The sequence below is a fragment of the Pseudoalteromonas sp. BZK2 genome (genome assembly GCF_014349195.1).
GTDB classification, from domain to species: domain Bacteria; phylum Pseudomonadota; class Gammaproteobacteria; order Enterobacterales; family Alteromonadaceae; genus Pseudoalteromonas; species Pseudoalteromonas simplex.
The window spans coordinates 1-19,274 of record NZ_JACSOG010000037.1; the positions used below are offsets into that span (position 1 = coordinate 1).

The 19,274-nt window shown below is 41.2% G+C and carries 15 protein-coding genes; 2 read left to right on the forward strand and 13 right to left on the reverse strand.

Features of this window, described 5'->3' with window-relative positions; all coding sequences use genetic code 11:
* Positions 1–209: 209 nt before the first annotated feature.
* The 13 genes from BIZ38_RS18060 to BIZ38_RS18120 form a co-directional block, all read right to left on the reverse strand.
* The gene (locus tag BIZ38_RS18060) at positions 210–533 is read right to left on the reverse strand and encodes a hypothetical protein (RefSeq protein ID WP_187490927.1); all 324 of its coding nucleotides are present in this window, start codon (positions 531–533) and stop codon (positions 210–212) included.
* Between the two features lie 159 nt (positions 534–692).
* Positions 693–3,326, reverse strand: coding sequence for a TonB-dependent receptor domain-containing protein (locus BIZ38_RS18065; RefSeq protein ID WP_187490928.1), 2,634 nt, complete (start codon positions 3,324–3,326; stop codon positions 693–695).
* A 78-nt stretch (positions 3,327–3,404) separates the two neighbouring features.
* Complete coding sequence (locus BIZ38_RS18070) at positions 3,405–6,158, reverse strand: hypothetical protein (RefSeq protein WP_138600834.1); 2,754 nt, start codon at positions 6,156–6,158, stop codon at positions 3,405–3,407.
* A gap of 290 nt (positions 6,159–6,448) precedes the next feature.
* Positions 6,449–7,756: a tetratricopeptide repeat protein gene (locus BIZ38_RS18075; protein WP_187490929.1), complete on the reverse strand. Its 1,308-nt coding sequence runs from the start codon at positions 7,754–7,756 to the stop codon at positions 6,449–6,451.
* A 17-nt stretch (positions 7,757–7,773) separates the two neighbouring features.
* Positions 7,774–8,379 carry an energy transducer TonB gene (locus BIZ38_RS18080; protein ID WP_054552071.1) on the reverse strand — a complete coding sequence of 202 codons (606 nt, stop codon included), beginning with the start codon at positions 8,377–8,379 and terminating at the stop codon, positions 7,774–7,776.
* Positions 8,380–8,391: 12 nt separating this feature from the next.
* Positions 8,392–8,805, reverse strand: a complete 414-nt coding sequence (locus BIZ38_RS18085) for an ExbD/TolR family protein (protein ID WP_036971869.1) — start codon at positions 8,803–8,805, stop codon at positions 8,392–8,394.
* A 45-nt stretch (positions 8,806–8,850) separates the two neighbouring features.
* A complete protein-coding gene (locus tag BIZ38_RS18090) occupies positions 8,851–9,378 on the reverse strand; it encodes a MotA/TolQ/ExbB proton channel family protein (RefSeq protein WP_054552070.1) in 528 nt (175 codons plus the stop codon).
* Positions 9,379–9,381: 3 nt separating this feature from the next.
* Entirely contained in the window at positions 9,382–10,749 is a 1,368-nt protein-coding gene (locus tag BIZ38_RS18095; RefSeq protein WP_054552069.1) for a MotA/TolQ/ExbB proton channel family protein, read from the reverse strand.
* 10 nt (positions 10,750–10,759) lie between these two features.
* On the reverse strand, positions 10,760–11,512 hold the full coding sequence (locus BIZ38_RS18100; RefSeq protein WP_054552068.1) for a DUF3450 domain-containing protein: 753 nt from the start codon (positions 11,510–11,512) through the stop codon (positions 10,760–10,762).
* A 176-nt stretch (positions 11,513–11,688) separates the two neighbouring features.
* Complete coding sequence (locus BIZ38_RS18105) at positions 11,689–12,294, reverse strand: DsbA family protein (protein WP_187490930.1); 606 nt, start codon at positions 12,292–12,294, stop codon at positions 11,689–11,691.
* Positions 12,295–13,374, reverse strand: a complete 1,080-nt coding sequence (locus BIZ38_RS18110) for a diguanylate cyclase (protein ID WP_262387624.1) — start codon at positions 13,372–13,374, stop codon at positions 12,295–12,297.
* A gap of 19 nt (positions 13,375–13,393) precedes the next feature.
* Positions 13,394–15,292 carry a methyl-accepting chemotaxis protein gene (locus tag BIZ38_RS18115; RefSeq protein WP_138616700.1) on the reverse strand — a complete coding sequence of 633 codons (1,899 nt, stop codon included), beginning with the start codon at positions 15,290–15,292 and terminating at the stop codon, positions 13,394–13,396.
* A 347-nt stretch (positions 15,293–15,639) separates the two neighbouring features.
* Entirely contained in the window at positions 15,640–16,911 is a 1,272-nt protein-coding gene (locus BIZ38_RS18120) for a glucose/galactose MFS transporter (RefSeq protein WP_166340869.1), read from the reverse strand.
* Between the two features lie 137 nt (positions 16,912–17,048).
* Here BIZ38_RS18120 and BIZ38_RS18125 point away from each other — a divergent pair, with 137 nt between their 5' ends.
* Together BIZ38_RS18125 and BIZ38_RS18130 are read left to right on the forward strand one after the other, a co-directional pair.
* Positions 17,049–18,266, forward strand: coding sequence for an AGE family epimerase/isomerase (locus tag BIZ38_RS18125; protein WP_187490931.1), 1,218 nt, complete (start codon positions 17,049–17,051; stop codon positions 18,264–18,266).
* Entirely contained in the window at positions 18,266–19,219 is a 954-nt protein-coding gene (locus tag BIZ38_RS18130) for a carbohydrate kinase family protein (RefSeq protein ID WP_187490932.1), read from the forward strand. Before BIZ38_RS18125 ends, BIZ38_RS18130 begins: the two co-directional genes overlap by 1 nt.
* Positions 19,220–19,274: the final 55 nt, after the last annotated feature.

The window sequence follows — 19,274 nt, forward strand, 5'->3', positions numbered from 1 at the left end:
AAGGCATGGAATCACTTTATTTCAATCCCGGATCGAGTGAAGAAAATGTGCAATCGGGAATGGATTAAATTGATTTAATCTTTATGCGGAATGGTATTAATCCCTGTTTAAACACGTTGAACTACCATAACACGCAATGGTTTTTAGACAATACAGAAACAAAAAAGCCCTGCTAGTGCAGGGCTAAATCAACGTTAGGATTTATACAATTAAAAATCTAAAGATGTAGCTATTACTGTTAATTGATCATCAGCATCATTATCACCGCAATTTGCATTTGAATTAGTAATAATGCTTCCATCCATCTCAACAACGGATAATTTTAAAATCTTATTAGCCAATGCTGCATTTGTAATTAAAATCAAATCACTTTCATCTTTAATATCATAAGTATTTGAGAATTGAGCTAGTGAAACCTTTACCTTACCATTTGAAAGCTTATACAGCTTATCTACATATCCTTCACATTGGGTTGCATTAACTGAGAATGAGCATAAAGCACTTAAAATTACTACTGATAACATGTTCTTCATAATTAACTCCATTGTTCCTTGTTAAATCAGCTATAAATACTCATATATTTCCATGACAGTCGTATATTATTTAAATTACAAAAAAATTAAAAAAGCCCTGCTAGTGCAGGGCTAAATCAACGTTAGGATTTATTATTGTATCCTTCCTTGGTCAGAGTATTAGAACTGGTATTTGTACTCAATTGAGAACTCAGTGCCTTTCTCTTTAGAGCGAGTTAAAGTTCCCGCTGACTCTATTTCAGATTTTGCGCCCAAGATATTAGTCACTTTGAACTTCAAGCTTGAGTTGAAATCAGGGAAATAGGTGTAGTTAAAGTCTAGAGAGTGGAAAGGTTGCTCCATCCAATCTTCTTGACCTTCAATGCCAGGAATAATAATTCGCTCACCAAATACGTTATAGATTAGCGTTGAAGCATGCTGCCCACTAGGTGCGTCATAGCCTAACTGCATATTCACAACATATTTTGAATGGCCCGTCATGCGACGTGTTGTATTTGTAACCGCTGCAGAAACTCCTGTTTGTTCAACAATCGCCTGACGGTCCATGTTGATTTCTGAGTCACTTAACGTCACGTTACCTGTCATGAACACGTCTTGCCAGAATCCACCTAAGAAAGCAAAATCTTTCAGGTATTCAAATTCAACACCCGCAACATAACCATCTTCTGCATTAGCAATACGTACCAATGGTGGACCATCTTGTGCAGGTGATTGAACAGACTCAATTGGATCAACCATGTCTTTATAGAACACACCAACAGAGAAGTTCTCGCCCGTATCAAAATAGTTTTCCCAGCGGAAATCATAGTTTTTGATTTGCGTTGTACGTAAACCAGGCGTACCACCTACAGGGTATTCAGTAAGTGGGTCGATGTAAGTTGCATCAGAAATCTCACGTAAATCTGGACGAACAACTGTTTCACCATAGCTTAAACGCCATTGCGTTTCGTCGTTTTGCACATAAGTTAAAGCAAGTGCACTATAAACGTCGTCTTCACGGAATGCGAGCTGATCTAACTCATCATAATCAATTGAAGATGCAAGGCCACCAGTAAATGGGTCAAGAGGAACAGATACTTGACGGAAATCTTCCCAACGTAAACCACCGGTAATACGCCATGTGTTATTGAAGAAGAAATCAGCTTCGAAGTAGTATGCATCCACTTTCTGCGCTGACTTATAGTCATCGCCTGAAACCGTTGTGTCGTTTAAGATTGGCTGCGTTAGTGTCGCGTTCGAGAGTACATCATCAGACAAAATAGTGTTTAACTCATTTCCGTTTAAGTCAACATCTGAGAATGCACGTGTATTGATATCAAAACGACGGTTAGTTGCTGAACGCTCTTTAGAGATAAAATCAGCACCTGATTTAAGCTCAACATCCACGCCATCTAGCATAATAGGCAACGTAAAGTTAAAACCGTAGTTCTCTACTTCATCATCCAAATCTTGGAAAGTGTAACGTGCAGCTGTTGTTGCATTGGTTAGTGCGCTTTCGTTTACTGTATCGTAAAACCCATCTTCATTGGCATCAGTAACAATGAAACGAGTTTCCATGTTACCTGGTGCGTAACGGTTTGAGCGACCAATTGAATACTTCCAGTCAAAACCCGCGTAATTCAACCAATCAAAAGTATGCATACCTTTTAATTGATTAACGATCAGCTCACGCTCTTCATAACGAACATCATACGAACGTACACGCTTGTTGTCTGAGGTATTGTTGTTTTGGTCAATACCTAAACGATCTGAAATTTTATCTTCAGTATCACGTAGGATTAAAGCTGTGTAGTCAACTTTATGCGCTTTGTCATACTCAACACCAACCGTAACCATCCCTGATGTTTTAACCGTGTGCTCTGTACTTAGTACTTGGTCATAACCACGGATCATGGTTGTTGAGTTTTCACCAATCAAGAAGCCTTGACCTTGATACTCATCTGCAACAACGTGCTTATTATCGTAGCTAAGCGACGATAAGAAACCGTAGCGCCATTTATCTGATTCGAAGCTGTTACCTAATGTGGCAGTAAACTTCGTATTCGGGTCAACCTTTGCTGATTTTGGATCATAATCGCGATTTAACGATAGGGCTAAAGCACGGCTTTGCTCAGGTGTTAAATCATCAAGCGATTGACCACTTTGGTATACATCAAGGATAGGACGTGGAATTTCGCGTGTGCCATCATCAACACCGTACCAATCATCCGAACCACCGTTGTATTCAAGGCCATCATCAAAGTTATTGGTGTTGTAACCAAGCTGACCCGACACATCAAATACAAATTGATCTGGAATTGATTTCAAGCGAATATCAACGTTACCACCACCAAAAGATGCTGGCATTGACGGTGAATATGATTTTTGTACTGATAAGCTTTCGATAATACCTGATGGAAATAAATCCAGTGGTAATACAGAACGCGTTGGATCTGGGCTTGGTACAGCAGAATTATTTAACTGTGTACTTGAATATCGTTCACCTAGACCACGTACATAAATAAATTTACCATCAACAAGTGTTAAACCTGTTACACGGCGTAGCGCTGCAGCAGCGTCACTATCACCACTTCGTGAAATTTGCTCTGCACCCATAATATCAGCAACGAATGCTTGCTGTTTACGCTCTTCTAGAACAGCTGTTGCAGTGCCTTTTAAACGACTTGCACTAACAACAACTTCTTCAAGAACAGCTTCTTCGTCTGCTTCAGCTGCGTGTGCTGAGACACTCAAGCCGCATAAGATAGCTGCGCTTAGTGCTGTTAAGCTGAACTGTTTTGAATATTGTTTCATGTTTACCTCTATCTGAAATAAGTTACAGAAAGTTGTTTAAAGGTGCTAAACACGTTGTTTAGCACCTCGCTTACTGTGTTATTCCAGACCTACCGTCCAACCTTCAGTCCAGTTGTTATCAGCAGATACTGCACCAATGTGCGTTGTTGTATCGAAGAAACCGTCGATTGCTTTAACGTCTGTCGCTGTTGTTGTATCGATAGTAAAGATACCATTTACAACTTGCGTTTGACCTGTAGCAACTAAGTTACCTAATGTGTTTGTCCACCAGTTCTCAACGCTGAAATCTACACCACTTGGGTCTTTGAAGTTTTCAGAACATGCAATCACTGATGATTTAATCATTAAGGTGCCATCTTGAGCATTGTTCACTGTTTCACTTTCACCAGAAGCTGCACCTTCAATCTCAAGACATTCGCCCATGCCTTCAGGGCCCGTTACGATTGTGTTATAGATTTGCGCACCCGTACCTTCACGGAAGTACATACCTTCTGAGTCATCTTCACCGTCAAAGGTATTACCAATGATTGTTAAGTTAGCAATTGTTGGGTTTGACTTAGGCGTTTTAGACGGTGTAGTACCATCGTTGTCTGCTTCAATACCACGGTTCGCGTCTGAGTTATCAGCTGCTTGCTTAACAAGAATATGCTGCATTTTACCTTGGAAACCATTGTCCCAGTCGATGCTGTCATCTTGAATGCTTGTTAGTACTAAGTACTTCGCTTGTACGTTACCACCGAAGAATTCAACACCGTCATCCGCGTTTTGGTGAACTTGCACATACTCAACAGTAGTACCAGAACCAACACCACCGAAAGTAATACCGTTTAATTCGTTATCTGGTGCGATTTCGTAACCACCATTCATCACACGAACATAACGCAGCGTACCTGAGTTATCCGTTGTATCAGTACCACCGAACACGGCACCTGACTCAACACCTTCAACTTGAAGTGCACAATCGCCTTCTGCTGGACACTTGTTCGATGGCGCATTACCAAGAAGAACTAAACCACCCCATTGGCCCGCAGCTGTAGTACCGCCCATAACATCTTGGCTTGAAGTGAACGAGATTGGCTCATCTTTAGTACCGTTAGCATTAATTTTTGAACCACGGCTAATTACTAAGTAATCATCACCTGTACGGCCATATACTGTTACGCCTGGCTCGATTGTTAAAGTAGCTGAATCTGCATTATCATCACCTACAAATACTGCACCGCTTAATGCGTAGTAGTTACCCGCAGTAAGTGTTAAATCTGCAGTAATGCGACCAGACACTTCACATGTTGTTGTGCTGCCATCAACTGGAGAAATTGACGTTGTACCTGATGGACAACCTGCTACTGCTGGTGGTGCAGTTACTTCACCGCCACCGTAACCAAATGCCCAACCTTCACGCCAGTCATCTGAGTCATTTAATGCACCAACAAAGTCAACTGTATCGAAGAACGCATCAACAGTATTTGCTACATCTTGGCCAGCACCTAGTAATGGCGAGCCTGCAATTGGTTGACCGTTTGCACCAAGCATTGGCTTGTCATTGATTACGTTACCAGATTGTGCTGTAAACCATGTTTCAAGCTCAAGTAACGTGTTGCCGCTACCATCAACTGGATTTTTGAAGTTTTCGCCATTAGTACACGACATAAACGTGTTTTGCATTAAGATAGTGCCATCGTTAGCGTTATTTACTGTTTCGCTAGCACCGTCTTCTGCACCTTCAATCTCTAAACACTCACCCATTTCATCAGAGCCAGTGATCACTGAGTTATAAAGGTGTAAACCTGTACCTTCACGAAGGTAGATACCTTCAGCATCATCTTCACCATCAAAGTTGTTACCGATGATTGTTAAGTTAGAGATGATTGGTAATGATTTTGGTTCTTTAGAAGGTGTGCTACCGTCGTTATCTGCTTCAATACCACGGTTTGCATCTGTTGAATCAGGATCTTGTTCAACATAAACGAATTGCATTTTACCTTGGTAACCATTGTCCCAGTCGATGCTATCGTCATCGATGCTTGTTAATACAACGTGCTTAAGGTTTACTGCACCACCGAAGAATTCAACACCATCATCTGAATTATTGTGAACTTGTAAGTATTCAACTGTAGTACCAGAACCAACAGCACCAAACGTAATACCATTTAGTTCGTTGTCTGGTGCAATTTCATAACCAGCGTTTTTAACAACAACATATTTTAATGTACCTGAATTATCTGTGTTATCCGTACCGCCAAATACAGCACCTGATTCAACACCTTCAACTTGAAGAGCACAATCGCCTTCAGCAGGACACTTATTAGAAATACCATTACCAAGAAGCACCATACCGCCCCATTGGCCTGCAGATGTTTCATCACCCACTACATCTTGCTTAGAAGTAAAGATGATAGGGTCGTTTTTAGTACCTGTAGCTTCAATTTTAGAGTCACGGCTAACAACTAGGTAATCAGAGCCGCTGTTACCGAATACGACCGCACCTGCTTCAATTGTTAATGTTGCACTGTCTGCTTTATCGTTACCAACAAATACTGCACCATCAAGTGCCCAGAATGCGTCTGTTGATAATGTTGTATCTTCTGTAATTACGCCTGAAAGAACTTGAACTGTTACATCACGACCTAATGCAGCAGATACTTCATTCGAAAGGCTTTGGCTGTATACACCTGGTAACTCTTCAGTTGTTGGTGGTGTAGTTGGGTTAGTAGGTGTAGTTGGTTGCTCAACTGTTTCGTCCACGTTGATGTTGATGTCACCACCGCCACAACCTGCTAAAGAGATTGCTGTAGCTACAAGACTAACCTTGAATAAGCCAGATAATTTCATTGTTCACTCCGTTAAGATAGATATTTAATTATTGTGTTAGCGCATAAACTCAAGTCACCGAAAAAGCACTAAAACTTAATGCTTTTGGGTCACTTGAGTTTTAAACTGCGACTACCTTACGGGAGCTGTATGACAAACTAGTTACACTTTAATAAACATAAAATGACAATATTAATTATTTAAAAAGAGTAAGTTAGTAAATTTTAGGAACGGAAAAAAGCCGCCCGAAGGCAGCTTTGGTGTTGCGATTATAAATTAGTTCTTTTGTACGCTTACCTGTTGAATACGATTTAGAGTAAAGCGGTACGTAATGTTTCGGCGTGCACTTTTTCACGCTTCACATACTTGATCCATTGCTCAGCTAAACGCTGCGACTTTTTGTGTTTTTCCGCTTGCTCAAACGCTAAAATCGAGGCATCAAAGTTTTGTAAATTGTACTGCGCCATACCTAAGGCAACATACACATTTGATTCAAACTCTAAGCCGCCTTTATCTAGGGCTTTACGTGCTGCATCCGCTGCTTCTTCATATTTTTCAAGGTTAATGCTTACCTCTGCAATACGTTGTTCGTACTGACCATGCGACACTAAATCAGCGGCTTTTGCAAAATAAGCAAGTGACTTTTCACCCTCTTTTGCTTGTACCATTGCTTCTGCAACAAAGGCATAGTTTTTCGCTGATTTTTCAGCGACACCGTCTTGCATAGCTTTACTCATCACGTTCGCCGCTTTAAAAGCCAGGCCGTTGTATAAATAAACTTGCGATAATTGACGTAAATCTGATTTAGATTTCATGAAACCTTGTTGATATGCCGCTTCTAAAATCGCTAATTGTTTTTTCTCTGCGCCCGTTTCACCGTACATGCCACCTAACTGAACCCAGTACTCTGGCTTGTTGTAAAGCTTAACTAAACGCTCAAGTACCTCTACCACCTTGTCAGACTGATTAAGTGAGTAATACATAGCACGCTGTAAGATTAACCAGTTTTCTTTTGGCATTTCACCTTTGCTGTCGGCTTCAGCGATAGCTAGGTTAATGTTCTCAATGCCTTTTTGGTAATCTTTAAGCTGATAATACGCTTGAGATTTTAATACGTAATAAGCATCTGTTTTCGGCTTGTCGTTAATCACATCCCACTGTGCTAAATATTTGATTACCTTTTCGTAATCGCTATTAGCCATGGCAAGTTGCGCTAAGCTAAAGGTGGTGCTTACACGTAATGTTTCTGGAATCGCATCTTCGTTTACTACTTTTTCAAACGAGGCAATTGCTTTATCTAAGTCGTTTTCGTTGTAGTAAATAAAACCGTAGAAATTATGCATCATGGCAATTTCATACGAGTTCATGCTTGAAGAGCGCTCTTTAATACTATCAAGTGCTTCTAGCCCTGCTTTTGCATCACCATCATCAGCCAGCTTTTGTGCTCGTGCTAATTGGCTATACACTTTTTCACGCAGTGCAGGTACTCGTTTGGTTTTTTGCTCCTCAGCGTAAGCTGTTGCAAGTGTCACACCTGGTAACATGCTAACAACGCTTGGGACTACAAGGCTGCTTGTGAAAGCAGCCGCGCAAATCACGGCAACTTTTAAAGGTTTCATAATCGCATTCCTCTTTTCTAACCGTTAATTTGGAAAGAAATTTTGTTCTGTACGCCCGCTACTTCAACAGCTTCACCGTTAACAACGCGCGGTTTATATTTAAATTTAAGTGCTGCATCCATCGCAGCGCGGTCAAACAGTGATTCTGGTTCAGCTTTAATCACTTTCGGGTCACGAACTGTGCCTTGCTTGGTTACTGTAAACTCAACAATCACATAGCCTTCGATACCACGCGATAAAGCTCGGCGCGGGTAAACAGGCGCTACTTTTACAATCGGTAGGTATTCACCATCGCTTGATTCAAGGGCTAAGCCGCCAGCTAAGTTAACGTCGGCTTCAACACTGGCACCAAAGTCAAAGTTGGCATTACTCGCGTTAGGATCACTGTTTTGCATTTGCGGTGATTCCATTGGTGGAGGTGGCTCTTTTGGCGTTGGTGGCTTTTGCGGTTTACGTTCTTTCTTTTGCACTGTCTCTTCTTTTTTCAGACGAACAAAATCAAGTACGTTTCCTTTTACGGGCTCAGACATGGCCCCTTCACCACCGGTGATCAGTGCCTGCATGCCTAAAAACAGCATAACAGTCACGATACCAGCGATGATTAATGCAACTATATAACGCATTGCTCACATTCCTTATGATGCTTCTTGCGCAGCAATCGACACATCAAATGCGCCTGCAGCACGCGATGCATCCATTACTTTAATAAGTACATCGGTTGTGGCTTTCTTATCAGCTTGAATAACCACGCTACCTTGTGGGTTTTCAGCTTTTAAGCGCTCGATATTTGCTTGAACTGCACGAACATCTACTTGGCGTTTGTTGATCCAAATTTCACCTTTGTCAGAAATAGCAACTAAGATGTTGGCACGCTCTTTTTTCACTGCTGTTGCTGCTTCAGGGCGGTTTACATCAATACCGGCTTCTTTTACGAATGATGCTGTTACGATAAAGAAGATAAGCATGATGAAAACAACGTCTAGCATTGGCGTCATGTTGATTTCTTCAGCGTCGTCTTCTTGAAATAGGTTACCTAGTGGCGCTCTCATTGTTAGTCTCCTAGTGGGTGATGCTCACATCACCCTAAAATTCGTTTAGTGGTCTAAGACCATGTTGTCTTCAAGTAATTGCACTTCGCGTTTTGCACGACGTTGTAAGAACGTTGATGCGAAAACCCCTGAAAGTGCACCCACCATGCCGGCCATTGTTGGAATAGTGGCTTTAGACACCCCTGATGCCATCGAACGTGCACTGCCTGTGCCTGTGATTGCCATTACATCAAATACTTCGATCATGCCAGTTACGGTACCTAACAGACCTAAAAGTGGACATAACGCAACCATTACGTTGATTAGCGCAAGGTTATTATTTAGTTGCATGCCAGCGCGTGAAATCATCGCTTGGCGAATTTGCTCTGCGTTCCAGCTGTTACGCTCTGCTCTATTGCTCCAAGTGCTTTTTACGTCTTTCTTGTAGCGTTTAAAGCCACCAAAGAAGTACATAAAACGCTCAAGTATCAATAACCACATCGCGAAGATGAGGACCCCGATGACCAAGAGAACTTGGCCACCTGTGTCGAGGAAATCACGTAGAGCATTGATTGCATCAATCAATAGCACCATGATTTATGCTCCTTTCTCGCTTCGCTCTGCGATGATACCTGCGCTTTGCTCTTGTAAAATCAACAGCATGTTTTTAGAGCGCGTGTTAAGAAGTGTGTATAAGAATACTGTTGGGATAGCCACAACCAGACCAAGTACCGTTGTTACAAGTGCCTGAGAAATACCACCCGCCATTAGTTTAGGGTCACCTGTACCAAACAAGGTAATTGCTTGGAAGGTGTTAATCATACCGGTTACCGTACCTAGTAGACCAAGTAGTGGTGCTACCACAGAGATAATCTTAATTAGCGTCAGGTTACGAGTAATTTTTGGCATTTCACGAATGATTGCTTCGCTTAATTTAAGCTCAAGCGTGTCGTACGCTACATCTGGGTACTGATCTTTCACTTTCATTACGCGACCAAGAGGGTTGTCATCACGTGCCACTGTGTCTTTAAGTTGACGACGGATTTTGCTACCCATAATCATTAGAGATACAAAACGCTCAAGTGCGATTAGTAAAGCGATTAAGCCAACACCTAAGATGATGTAACCAACCGTACCACCTTGGTGAACTTGCTCTTCAGTATCTGGTGCTTGTACTAAAAGACCTAAGATTGAACCGCCAGTTGGGTCAAGTGCAAACGGTACAACACCTGAGTTTGCTTGTTGTAAATCAGCTGCAGTTGCTGTGTAACGGCTGCTAGGCTGACGCGTAAGCTGGCTGATTGTATTTGTAGCTGGTGTGTACTCTAGGTATTTACCATCTGCGATTAAGTTAAATGCACCAACGCGCACCACTTCTTTTTGTGCTTTGCTGCCACCTTCGACGATAACATCGGTTGTAAAGCGAGATACTTTACCTTGCTCAGTCATTTCGCGCTGTAATTCAAACCATACTTTTTCGATATCATCGATAGAAGCAAGCTTTGACGTTGAACCCATTTTTTGTGCCAGCTCATCCATGAAGTTACTACGACCAGGAAGCTCTGCAGAAACAACTGACGTCATGAATTTATTGCTTGAATCACCCGCTACTTGTTGTAACACACCGAATAGCTCTTTAAGTGAACCCATGCGGTTTGAAAGCGTGTCAGTTAAGTTAGCTAGCTTTACTTCGTTTTCTTCAAATTGAGTCTCTAAACGCTCAGACTCGTTAAGCATTGCAGTACGTTTTGCTTGTGTATCTTTAAGCATTTGTACTTGTTCGTTTTGACGCGCCATGAACTCTTGTTCACGTTGTTTATTTTCAGCGCTTTGCTGTGCTTTACCTTGCTCTAATGTTTTTAGTAATGAGTCTAAATCCATTGGCTCAGCTGCTAGGCTGCTACCAGCAAAACCAAGGCCAGCTGCAAACACGGCCATTTTTGTCATTTTCGTTAATAATTTCATCTCAAACCTCTTATTCAGCAGCGTGGACTGGCAGTGTTAACATATCTGGGGCAAGTTGCTTACGTGCAATGCGTAAACCTTTGTTGATTTGGCTGATTGCAGAATCCGGTAATTCAACAAACGATTTTGTTTCTTTATCCCAGCTACCTGCTTTTTTGCCGTCGCGTGTTAAATAAATAAGTTCTAAACGACCGATGCGTAAGAAATCCACTTCGCGCTCTTGGCCATCTACATTCAGTAATGATGTGTACGCTTCGATAGTGCGACCGTAATCAACTTCTACTTGGTAAGCTTCAAGTAAGCGGCGGAATTTTTCACTTGAAGTAATGTCTGCGCGGTCCATCATTTCTTTTAATGATGCAATACGCTTGCTACGTTCTTCAGTTAAGAAAGGCACGTCTAGTGCAACGAATTGCTCAAGACCTGTGATCATACGCATCATTAACGGCGTAATTTGACGCTCGATAACCGATACCTGATCCATTGACTCGTTTAACGCGTCCATTTCTGCAATTTGGTTATTTAATTGCTTAGTAAGTTGCGCGTTATAAACAGTTAAGCCGTCAATTTCTTTATTAAGGGCTTTGAATTGTTGTAAACGACCTTGCATTGAATCTGCAATCTTGTCGATTTTAGTTTGTGATTGCGCCGCAGATTTGTTTATCTCGCTGCTTTTATCAATTACTTTATCTAGATCGTTTGCATGTACTGCTGCAGATGCCGCTACAATACCTGCTAAAATCAGTGGTTTAACGCCTTTCATCGCATACACCTTTACTCGTTAAGTTAGCTTAATTTGCTAGTTGGGTTGTTTTATTGTGCGAAAGGATAACGATGAAAAATGACAAGCATGTTGCGCAAAAAATACAAAAATATGACAGCTGTAACAATTAGTTTATATTGTGCAAAGATAAGGCAAAAGTTGCAGGGTTTCGGGAACTAAATATGAGATGTTATTTGCTGATAAGTACTTTGCCAGTCTTGATAATTAACAGGGACAGCAGCATATAGCCCTTTATTTTCAAGGACTAAAGACGGAAAGCCTTGAATTGGTAAGCTTCTCGCTTGGTTTATTTCCTCCATAAGTAATGAATTTATTTTTTCACTTTCTATTTCGTGAATAAATGCATTTTTATCTAACCCTATTTGCTCAGCAAGGCTTGCAAGGGTGCTGATGTCAGATGGATTTTGTGCATCTAGGTAGTAGGCTTTTTGAATGGCATAAAGCATCTCTTGCTCTTTATTTTGCTGCCTTGCGACAAGCACTGCACGGCATGCTGGGTAAGTAGAGCGGCGTGGTTGCGCGGTATGCCAAAACTCATGATTAAATGGTGTGCCAAGTTGCTGCTCAATGCGCTGCCATGTTTGCTGTAAAAACTGCTGCATTTCTTTTCGCATTGGCTCATCTGAATCAGGCGCAAGGCCACCCACTTTATATTCAATAGCAAGTTTGTCGCCAATGGCTGCTTGAAGCTTTAACCAAGTTTCTCTGAAGCCCCAGCACCAACTACACATTGGGTCATAAACATAAATTAGCTTTGCCATTTAATAAACCTCACTTAAACCTGACACAACTAGATTGCGCCCTTTTGCTTTGGCCTTATACAAGTTTTCATCAGCATGCTTAATTGCTTTACTAAATTGGCTTCCCCTTTCGAGGCTGGCAATACCAATACTGCAAGTTATAGATATAGATTGCCCAACATCATAGGGGATCTGTTTTTGAGCAACAAAAGCGCGCAACTTTTCAGCTACAGAGTGTGCAATTGTTAGCCCTGTTTTAGGTAGCAAAATAATAAACTCTTCGCCACCATAGCGTGCTTTTATATCGGTTCCTCGCAGTTTATCGTGCAACATAGAAGTAAATGCAATAAGTACTTGATCACCAAAATCATGGCCATAACTATCGTTGAGTGACTTAAAATTATCTAAATCAATTAATAATACCGACATAGGTAAGTAGTTTGCCGCTTCAGCTTCAAGGCGGGGTTGAATATGTTCATAAATATAACGACGATTAGCAAGACCTGTAAGTGGGTCAGTCAATGCATCGCGTTTTTCTATTAAGGTAATACCAGCAATTTTTTGATGGCTTTTTTGTCTAAAGTATTCACTAATCGCAGCGAACAAAATTACTAAACTAAAGGACGCTAAAAAGCGTGAAGTTTCAACTTGCCCATAGTGTGCTTGACCAAAATTAGGGCTAAACAGCAGTGCAACTGCACTAGCATACATAATCCCAACCAACACACTGCCCACTTTTAACCCTAAGGTGACATAAGCCACAATAGGGTAAAACATTAGCCAATATAAAGCGGTATTCTCTTTACCACCGGTGTACACTAAGGCCAGACAAAGCAATAAGATAATAGATAAAATAATGCAGCTAACAGGCACCAGAGCACCTGTGCGAAAGTAATACAGCATGCACAGCACGATGGTTACATCACTCACAACCAACATAATAGTTAATGGTAAAGCGTAAATTTGATAGTTAGATAACACCAAAGAAGTGATTAAAACAATGGCAAAAAAAGCCATGGTAAATAAGGTGAAGGCACGGCGCTGTTTATCCGCCGTGTCGACACTGTTTAAAGTAATGGCATTAAGCCAGTTTTGATCCAAAATTGCAGTCTCTTAACAACTAAACTTTAAATTTGAGCACTAATTTTTCGAGCTCATAAAACTGTGCTTTTAATTTTGTACACTCGTTTAAGGTGTTATTCAGATTGCTCTGGCCTTGATTAGAAAGCTCGCTAATTGAGTGTATGTCACTGTCTAGGCTTTGAATGACTTGGTTTTGCTCAGTCGTGGCATTTGCAACACTGTGGTTCACCTCATCAATTGACTCAATGGCACGAGTTACTTCAGCCATTTTATCGCCTGCTACATGTGCTTGTTCAACACTCTTTTCGCTATCACGAATACTTGCAGTCATTACTTCAACCGCAGACGCAGAGCCTTGTTGTAACTGAGAAATTGTGTCTTCGATTTCTTGCGTTGATTGCTGTGTACGATGCGCAAGTTGGCGTACTTCGTCGGCGACAACCGCAAAGCCTCGACCCGCTTCACCCGCACGGGCAGCTTCAATTGCAGCATTAAGGGCTAGTAAATTAGTTTGCTCACTAACCCCTTTGATCACTTCAAGCACTTGGCCGATGCTTACGGTGTGTGCATCTAAACTATTAATGGTTTTTTGTGCCTGCTCCATATTGCGAGACAAGGCATTAATTGCCGTTAAATTATCAGCTAATGCAGATTGGCTTTGTAATGATTGGCTGTTAGCACTGGTTGCTAACGTTGACGCATTACTTGCACTATTTGAGATTTCTACCGCACTCGATGTCAGTTCATTGATTGCAGTTGCTACGTTATCTGTACGCTTTGTTTGGTCAGCATACATGTCGAGCGTGCCTTGCGTTTGATTAACTAAACTCTCAACTAAGCGCTCAAGCTCAACGGTGGTATTTTTAACTTGCTCGATTGATGTATGAATCTTCTCGATGAACGCATTAAAGTAATGGCTCAACTCACCAAACTCGTCATTATTTTCAACTTCAAGACGACGGGTTAAATCCCCCTCGCCTTGTGCAATATCCTTAATTGCATCGTTCAAGCGCTGCATTGGGCGCATTAAGTAGCGAAGTAAAAACTGCATCATCAGTACAATCGCGACAATACCTAACAGCATATAAATAGCTGCCATATTTCTAAATGAGGCAACCGATGAATAAGCTATTTCTTCGTTAATAACTACACCTAAATACCAATCAACGTTTTGAATACCTTTAACCTTGGTAAACGATACTAATTTGTCTGAGTCATCAATTTGAACTTCAACAAACTCAGATTGAAGCGATAAGTCTTTGCCAAATAAGTCACGCATGTTTTTATCGATAAACTTCGTTTCTGGGTGGCTTAAAATATGTCCTTCGCTATCAAGTAAAAAGCCATAACCAAACCCTAAAAAGTCAATTTCGTTGACGATTTTGGTAATCGTTTTCATGTCGATGTCGGCACCCGCAACACCACTAAACACACCGTTTGCTTGCATTGGCGCTACAGCAGAAATAGTTAGTTCATTGGTAGTTACATCAATATAAGGGGCTGTAAACGCAGTACTGCTTTTATTTTCAACAAGTTTGTACCATGGACGTTTGGTAGCATCGTAATCGGGTGGTAAGACAACCGATTGATCATTCAATACAAAAGTGCCATCAGTGATGCCAATATAGGTATTTTTAAAATCACCTGCTTTGTCGGCTGTGTTTAGTTGTTTAAGTGTTAACTCTTTACTATCACCTAGCTGATAGGTGTCTGCGACAGACGAAACAATCGCTAATTTAGCGTTTAACCAGTTAGCTATATTTTGCGATACTGATTGAGAAATCTCTTGCAGAACAAGCGAAAGTTGTTCCTGTGTTTGACTGCGCATAGAGACGAAATTATTGACGGTAAATAATCCGAGCACAATCACTAAAACCAGTGATGCAGCCGCAGTTACCTTGGTGGTAAATTTCAAAGTGCTTTTGGAGCTTTGCATGACAAACCTATTTGTTATTTTTTTCGTTGTTAGCACTTTTATATTTAACAAATTTAAAGCCATTTGTCTTATAAAATTAAGCTAAAACTAGGAAATCGTTACTTATAATTAAAGTACGCTTTCTTTATAAATCAATTACTTTATTAGCGGCAGCACATTCAACTTCTAAAGCCACATTAATAAAAAGCAGCAAAACACTCTTTGGAACGTTCCTATAAATTACCGCTTTAATCACCCCTGAATACGTATTCATTAAATCATTCTGTCATCTAATTTTGTTGGCTAAAGCAAAAAATGGCACAAAAAAACCCCGCAACTCTGTGCGGGGTTTTTATTAATAGTTATTTTTAGTTGATGCGTTTTTTCCAGCTATCTGCTAAACGTACAACGTTTAAGCCATACCAAGCGATAAAAGCATAACAAATCACAGGTACAAAGAAGCTTTGTTGAATGTTTACTGTATCAGCTACCACACCTTGTACTAATGGTACTAAGGCGCCACCAACGATTGCTAAACATAACCAACCCGAACCTTTACTTGTGAGTGAACCTAGGCCTTCAATAGCAACAGAGAAAATAGTCGGGAACATGATTGAATTAAATAAACCAATCGCAAGTACTGAATAAAGCGCCACATCACCTTCAGTGAATATAGTCACTAACAGCAATACAATAACCATCATGGCATTAAAGAATAACGCTTTTGAAGGCGCAATCTTTTGCAATGCTGCAGAGCCAATGAAACGACCCACCATTGCACCGCCCCAATAATAAGCAATTAGGCTTGCCGCCGCATGCTCTTCAAGGCCAGCAATGTGCGCTTCGCCAAAGTAGTTTACTAAGAAGCTACCAATTGAAACCTCAGCACCGACGTAACAGAAGATACCTACAACACCCATCATTAAATGAGGTGCTTCAGCTAGGCTGTGGCCTTTCGCTTTGCAGTCTTGCTCTTCTGTGTGCTCTGCAATCACGGGTAATTTAAAGAAGGCAAATACTACAGCAATGGTCAGTAGTGCAGCTGCAAGCATGAGGTAAGGCACTTTGACAGATTCAGCGGTGGCCGCGTTTGCAGCTAACGTGCCTGCTGTACCAAAGAATAAAATACCACCCACATATGGACCAACTGTGGTACCGAGTGAGTTAAGTGCTTGAGCTAAATTTAAACGTGACGACGCCGTTTTTTCAGGACCTAACGCCACAACGTACGGGTTAGCAGATACCTGTAATACGGTAATACCTGCCGCTAATACAAATAACGCACCTAAAAATAACCAGTACTCATGTACTACAACCGCTGGGTAAAATAACATACAGCCAATTGATGCTACGACTAAGCCAGTTAGTACACCATTTTTGTAGCCCATTTTTTTAACCAACATACCCGCTGGTAGCGACACAATAAAGTAAGCACCAAAGAAACAAAACTGAACCAGCATTGCTTCTGTGTAGGTTAAATCGAATACCCCTTTTAAGCGCGGGATCAACACGTCATTTAAAACTGTAATAAAACCCCATAAAAAGAACAGGGTTGTCATTGCTGTCAGTGGTAGCAGGTAGTTTTTATTTTGCTGCGAACCATCGGCGACAAACGATTGGTTTGTATTTATTTCACTCACGTGGTTTTCACTCCGTTAACAAGTTACCTTTGATTCTACACATTGAAGTAAAAATAGCACAAAGATTTACTAGGAACGTTCCAAATTTTTTATTTCCTGCTATAGTTGCAAGATGTACACAGATTTATTAATAACGCATGGCCACAGTTAACTTTAAAAGCCCTGATTTTCTTAAGCAGCATATTCAAGATACCCTTGCTTTTTATCACCCCCATTGTGTTGATCATTCAGCCCATGGCTTAGCTGGCTTTTATCAGTTCTTTAAAAATAATGGCGCGATCTACGATAAACACACTCGCCATTTAGTCTCGAGCACCCGCTTTGTTTTTAACTATGCAATGGCGTACATAGAGTTTAAAGAGCCAGAATATTTAAGCCTTACTAAACATGGTTTAGCTCACCTTGAACATGCGCATAAACAAGCATCTGGTGGTTATGCTTGGCTTATTGAGCAAGATGATAACGGCAAAGTAACCGTGTTAGACGACACCAATCATTGCTACGGGCTTGCCTTTGTTATGCTTGCAAACGCAGTAGCCTTAAAAGCAGGGGTAAACGACTGCAAAGATACCCTTTCGCAAGTTTGGGATTTATTAGAGCAGCACTACTTTGAACCCCAGCATAATGCCTATTTAGATGAGCAAAATGCCGATTTTAGCTGTGCAGATGACTATCGCGGCCAAAATGCCAATATGCATTTATGCGAAGCCTTACTGATGTGTTTTGAAGCAACCAACGAGACCCGTTATTTAAAACGTGCTAAACAACTTGCCGAAACTTTCACAGTAAAACTGGCTGCACAGAGCCAACAGTTTGTCTGGGAACACTATTCTAAAAATTGGCAACTCGATTTAGATTACAACAAAGATGACCCGCAGCATTTATTTAGACCTTGGGGATTTCAACCAGGTCATCAAACTGAATGGGCAAAACTGTTACTTATTTTAAACCGTCATATTGATGAACCTTGGCTGGTAACGCGCGCTAAAAGCCTGTTTGATGAAACACTCAGCATCGCGTGGGATCAGCAACATGGGGGCATTTTCTATGGCTTTGCACCAGATAAACAAATTTGTGATAGCGATAAATACTTTTGGGTGCAGGCCGAATCATTAGCCGCAGCAGCCCTACTCGCTGATGCTACAAATGACGAAAGCTATTGGCAATGGTACGAAAAAATTTGGCAGTACAGTTGGCAACATATGGTAGATCACCAATATGGTGCGTGGTATCGCATTTTATCAGCACAAAACCAACCCTACAGTGACGAAAAATCGCCAGCAGGCAAAACCGACTACCATACTATGGGTGCCTGCTACGAAGTATTAAGAACCTTAACCTTGAGGAATGCATAATGAGTTTAGTGTGTTTTGGCGAAGCATTAATCGACTTTTTATCAGATGGTAAACAACCAGAGTCATTTACCAAATACGCAGGTGGCGCACCAGCTAATGTGGCTGTTGCAGCAGCAAAACTAGGCCTAAACACCAGCTTTTGCGGTATGCTAGGCGATGATATGTTCGGTCACTTTATTAAACAAGAGCTTGAGCAGCATGCGGTAAACACTGATTACTGTACATTCACCGATGCGGCTAAAACAGCATTGGCGTTTGTATCACTTGATGAAAATGGCGAACGCTCGTTTAGTTTTTATCGCCCACCAGCTGCCGATTTACTGTATCGAGTGGACGACTTTGAGCATGCAATGTTTGCAAATCACGCCATCATGCATGTATGCAGTAACAGTTTGACTGAGCACAATATCTATCAAACCACGATTTATGGTTTAACGCAGGCGAAAAAAGCTGGTGCAATTTGTAGCTTTGATATGAATCTGCGCGAAAACCTGTGGCCAAGTATGCGCCATACGCTTGATAGAATGTGGCATGTTATTTCTCTGGCAGATATCGTTAAACTCTCATTTGAAGAGCTTGAGTTTTTAAATCAAAGAAGCCATCAAGAAATGCCACTTGAGCATACTATTGATGCCATTTTAAAGGCCGGTGTAACCTGTTTGCTAGTTACCAATGGCGGCGAAGCAATCAGCTTTTATCACGCAGACTTTAAAGGTCAAGTTAGCCCACCAGCTACAAAAGTAGTTGATACCACAGCCGCAGGCGATGCGTTTATTGGCGGCATGCTGTCAAAGGTTGGTCAGCACTGTGAAAACAAACAAAGTTTTAAAGCGTTTTGCCAAACCCCAGCTAACATCGAACAAACCATTGCTTATGCAGCTAAAGCTGGCGCTTTTGCTGTAAGCCGTTATGGTGCATTTGCGTCTTTACCAAGCGCAGCCGATTTAGCCTAGAACTTTGTTTAGGTTGAGTAATAAGCCCAGTATAAAGTAGTTTATGCTGGGCTTC

Coding starts and splice junctions, on each gene's coding strand:
- BIZ38_RS18085 (WP_036971869.1), bottom strand. CDS start 8,805: ATGAGAGCGCCACTAGGTAACCTATTTCAAGAAGACGACGCTGAAGAA.
- BIZ38_RS18080 (WP_054552071.1), bottom strand. CDS start 8,379: ATGCGTTATATAGTTGCATTAATCATCGCTGGTATCGTGACTGTTATG.
- BIZ38_RS18100 (WP_054552068.1), bottom strand. CDS start 11,512: ATGAAAGGCGTTAAACCACTGATTTTAGCAGGTATTGTAGCGGCATCT.
- BIZ38_RS18065 (WP_187490928.1), bottom strand. CDS start 3,326: ATGAAACAATATTCAAAACAGTTCAGCTTAACAGCACTAAGCGCAGCT.
- BIZ38_RS18125 (WP_187490931.1), top strand. CDS start 17,049: ATGGCCACAGTTAACTTTAAAAGCCCTGATTTTCTTAAGCAGCATATT.
- BIZ38_RS18060 (WP_187490927.1), bottom strand. CDS start 533: ATGAAGAACATGTTATCAGTAGTAATTTTAAGTGCTTTATGCTCATTC.
- BIZ38_RS18130 (WP_187490932.1), top strand. CDS start 18,266: ATGAGTTTAGTGTGTTTTGGCGAAGCATTAATCGACTTTTTATCAGAT.
- BIZ38_RS18115 (WP_138616700.1), bottom strand. CDS start 15,292: ATGCAAAGCTCCAAAAGCACTTTGAAATTTACCACCAAGGTAACTGCG.
- BIZ38_RS18105 (WP_187490930.1), bottom strand. CDS start 12,294: ATGGCAAAGCTAATTTATGTTTATGACCCAATGTGTAGTTGGTGCTGG.
- BIZ38_RS18090 (WP_054552070.1), bottom strand. CDS start 9,378: ATGGTGCTATTGATTGATGCAATCAATGCTCTACGTGATTTCCTCGAC.
- BIZ38_RS18070 (WP_138600834.1), bottom strand. CDS start 6,158: ATGAAATTATCTGGCTTATTCAAGGTTAGTCTTGTAGCTACAGCAATC.
- BIZ38_RS18075 (WP_187490929.1), bottom strand. CDS start 7,756: ATGAAACCTTTAAAAGTTGCCGTGATTTGCGCGGCTGCTTTCACAAGC.
- BIZ38_RS18095 (WP_054552069.1), bottom strand. CDS start 10,749: ATGAAATTATTAACGAAAATGACAAAAATGGCCGTGTTTGCAGCTGGC.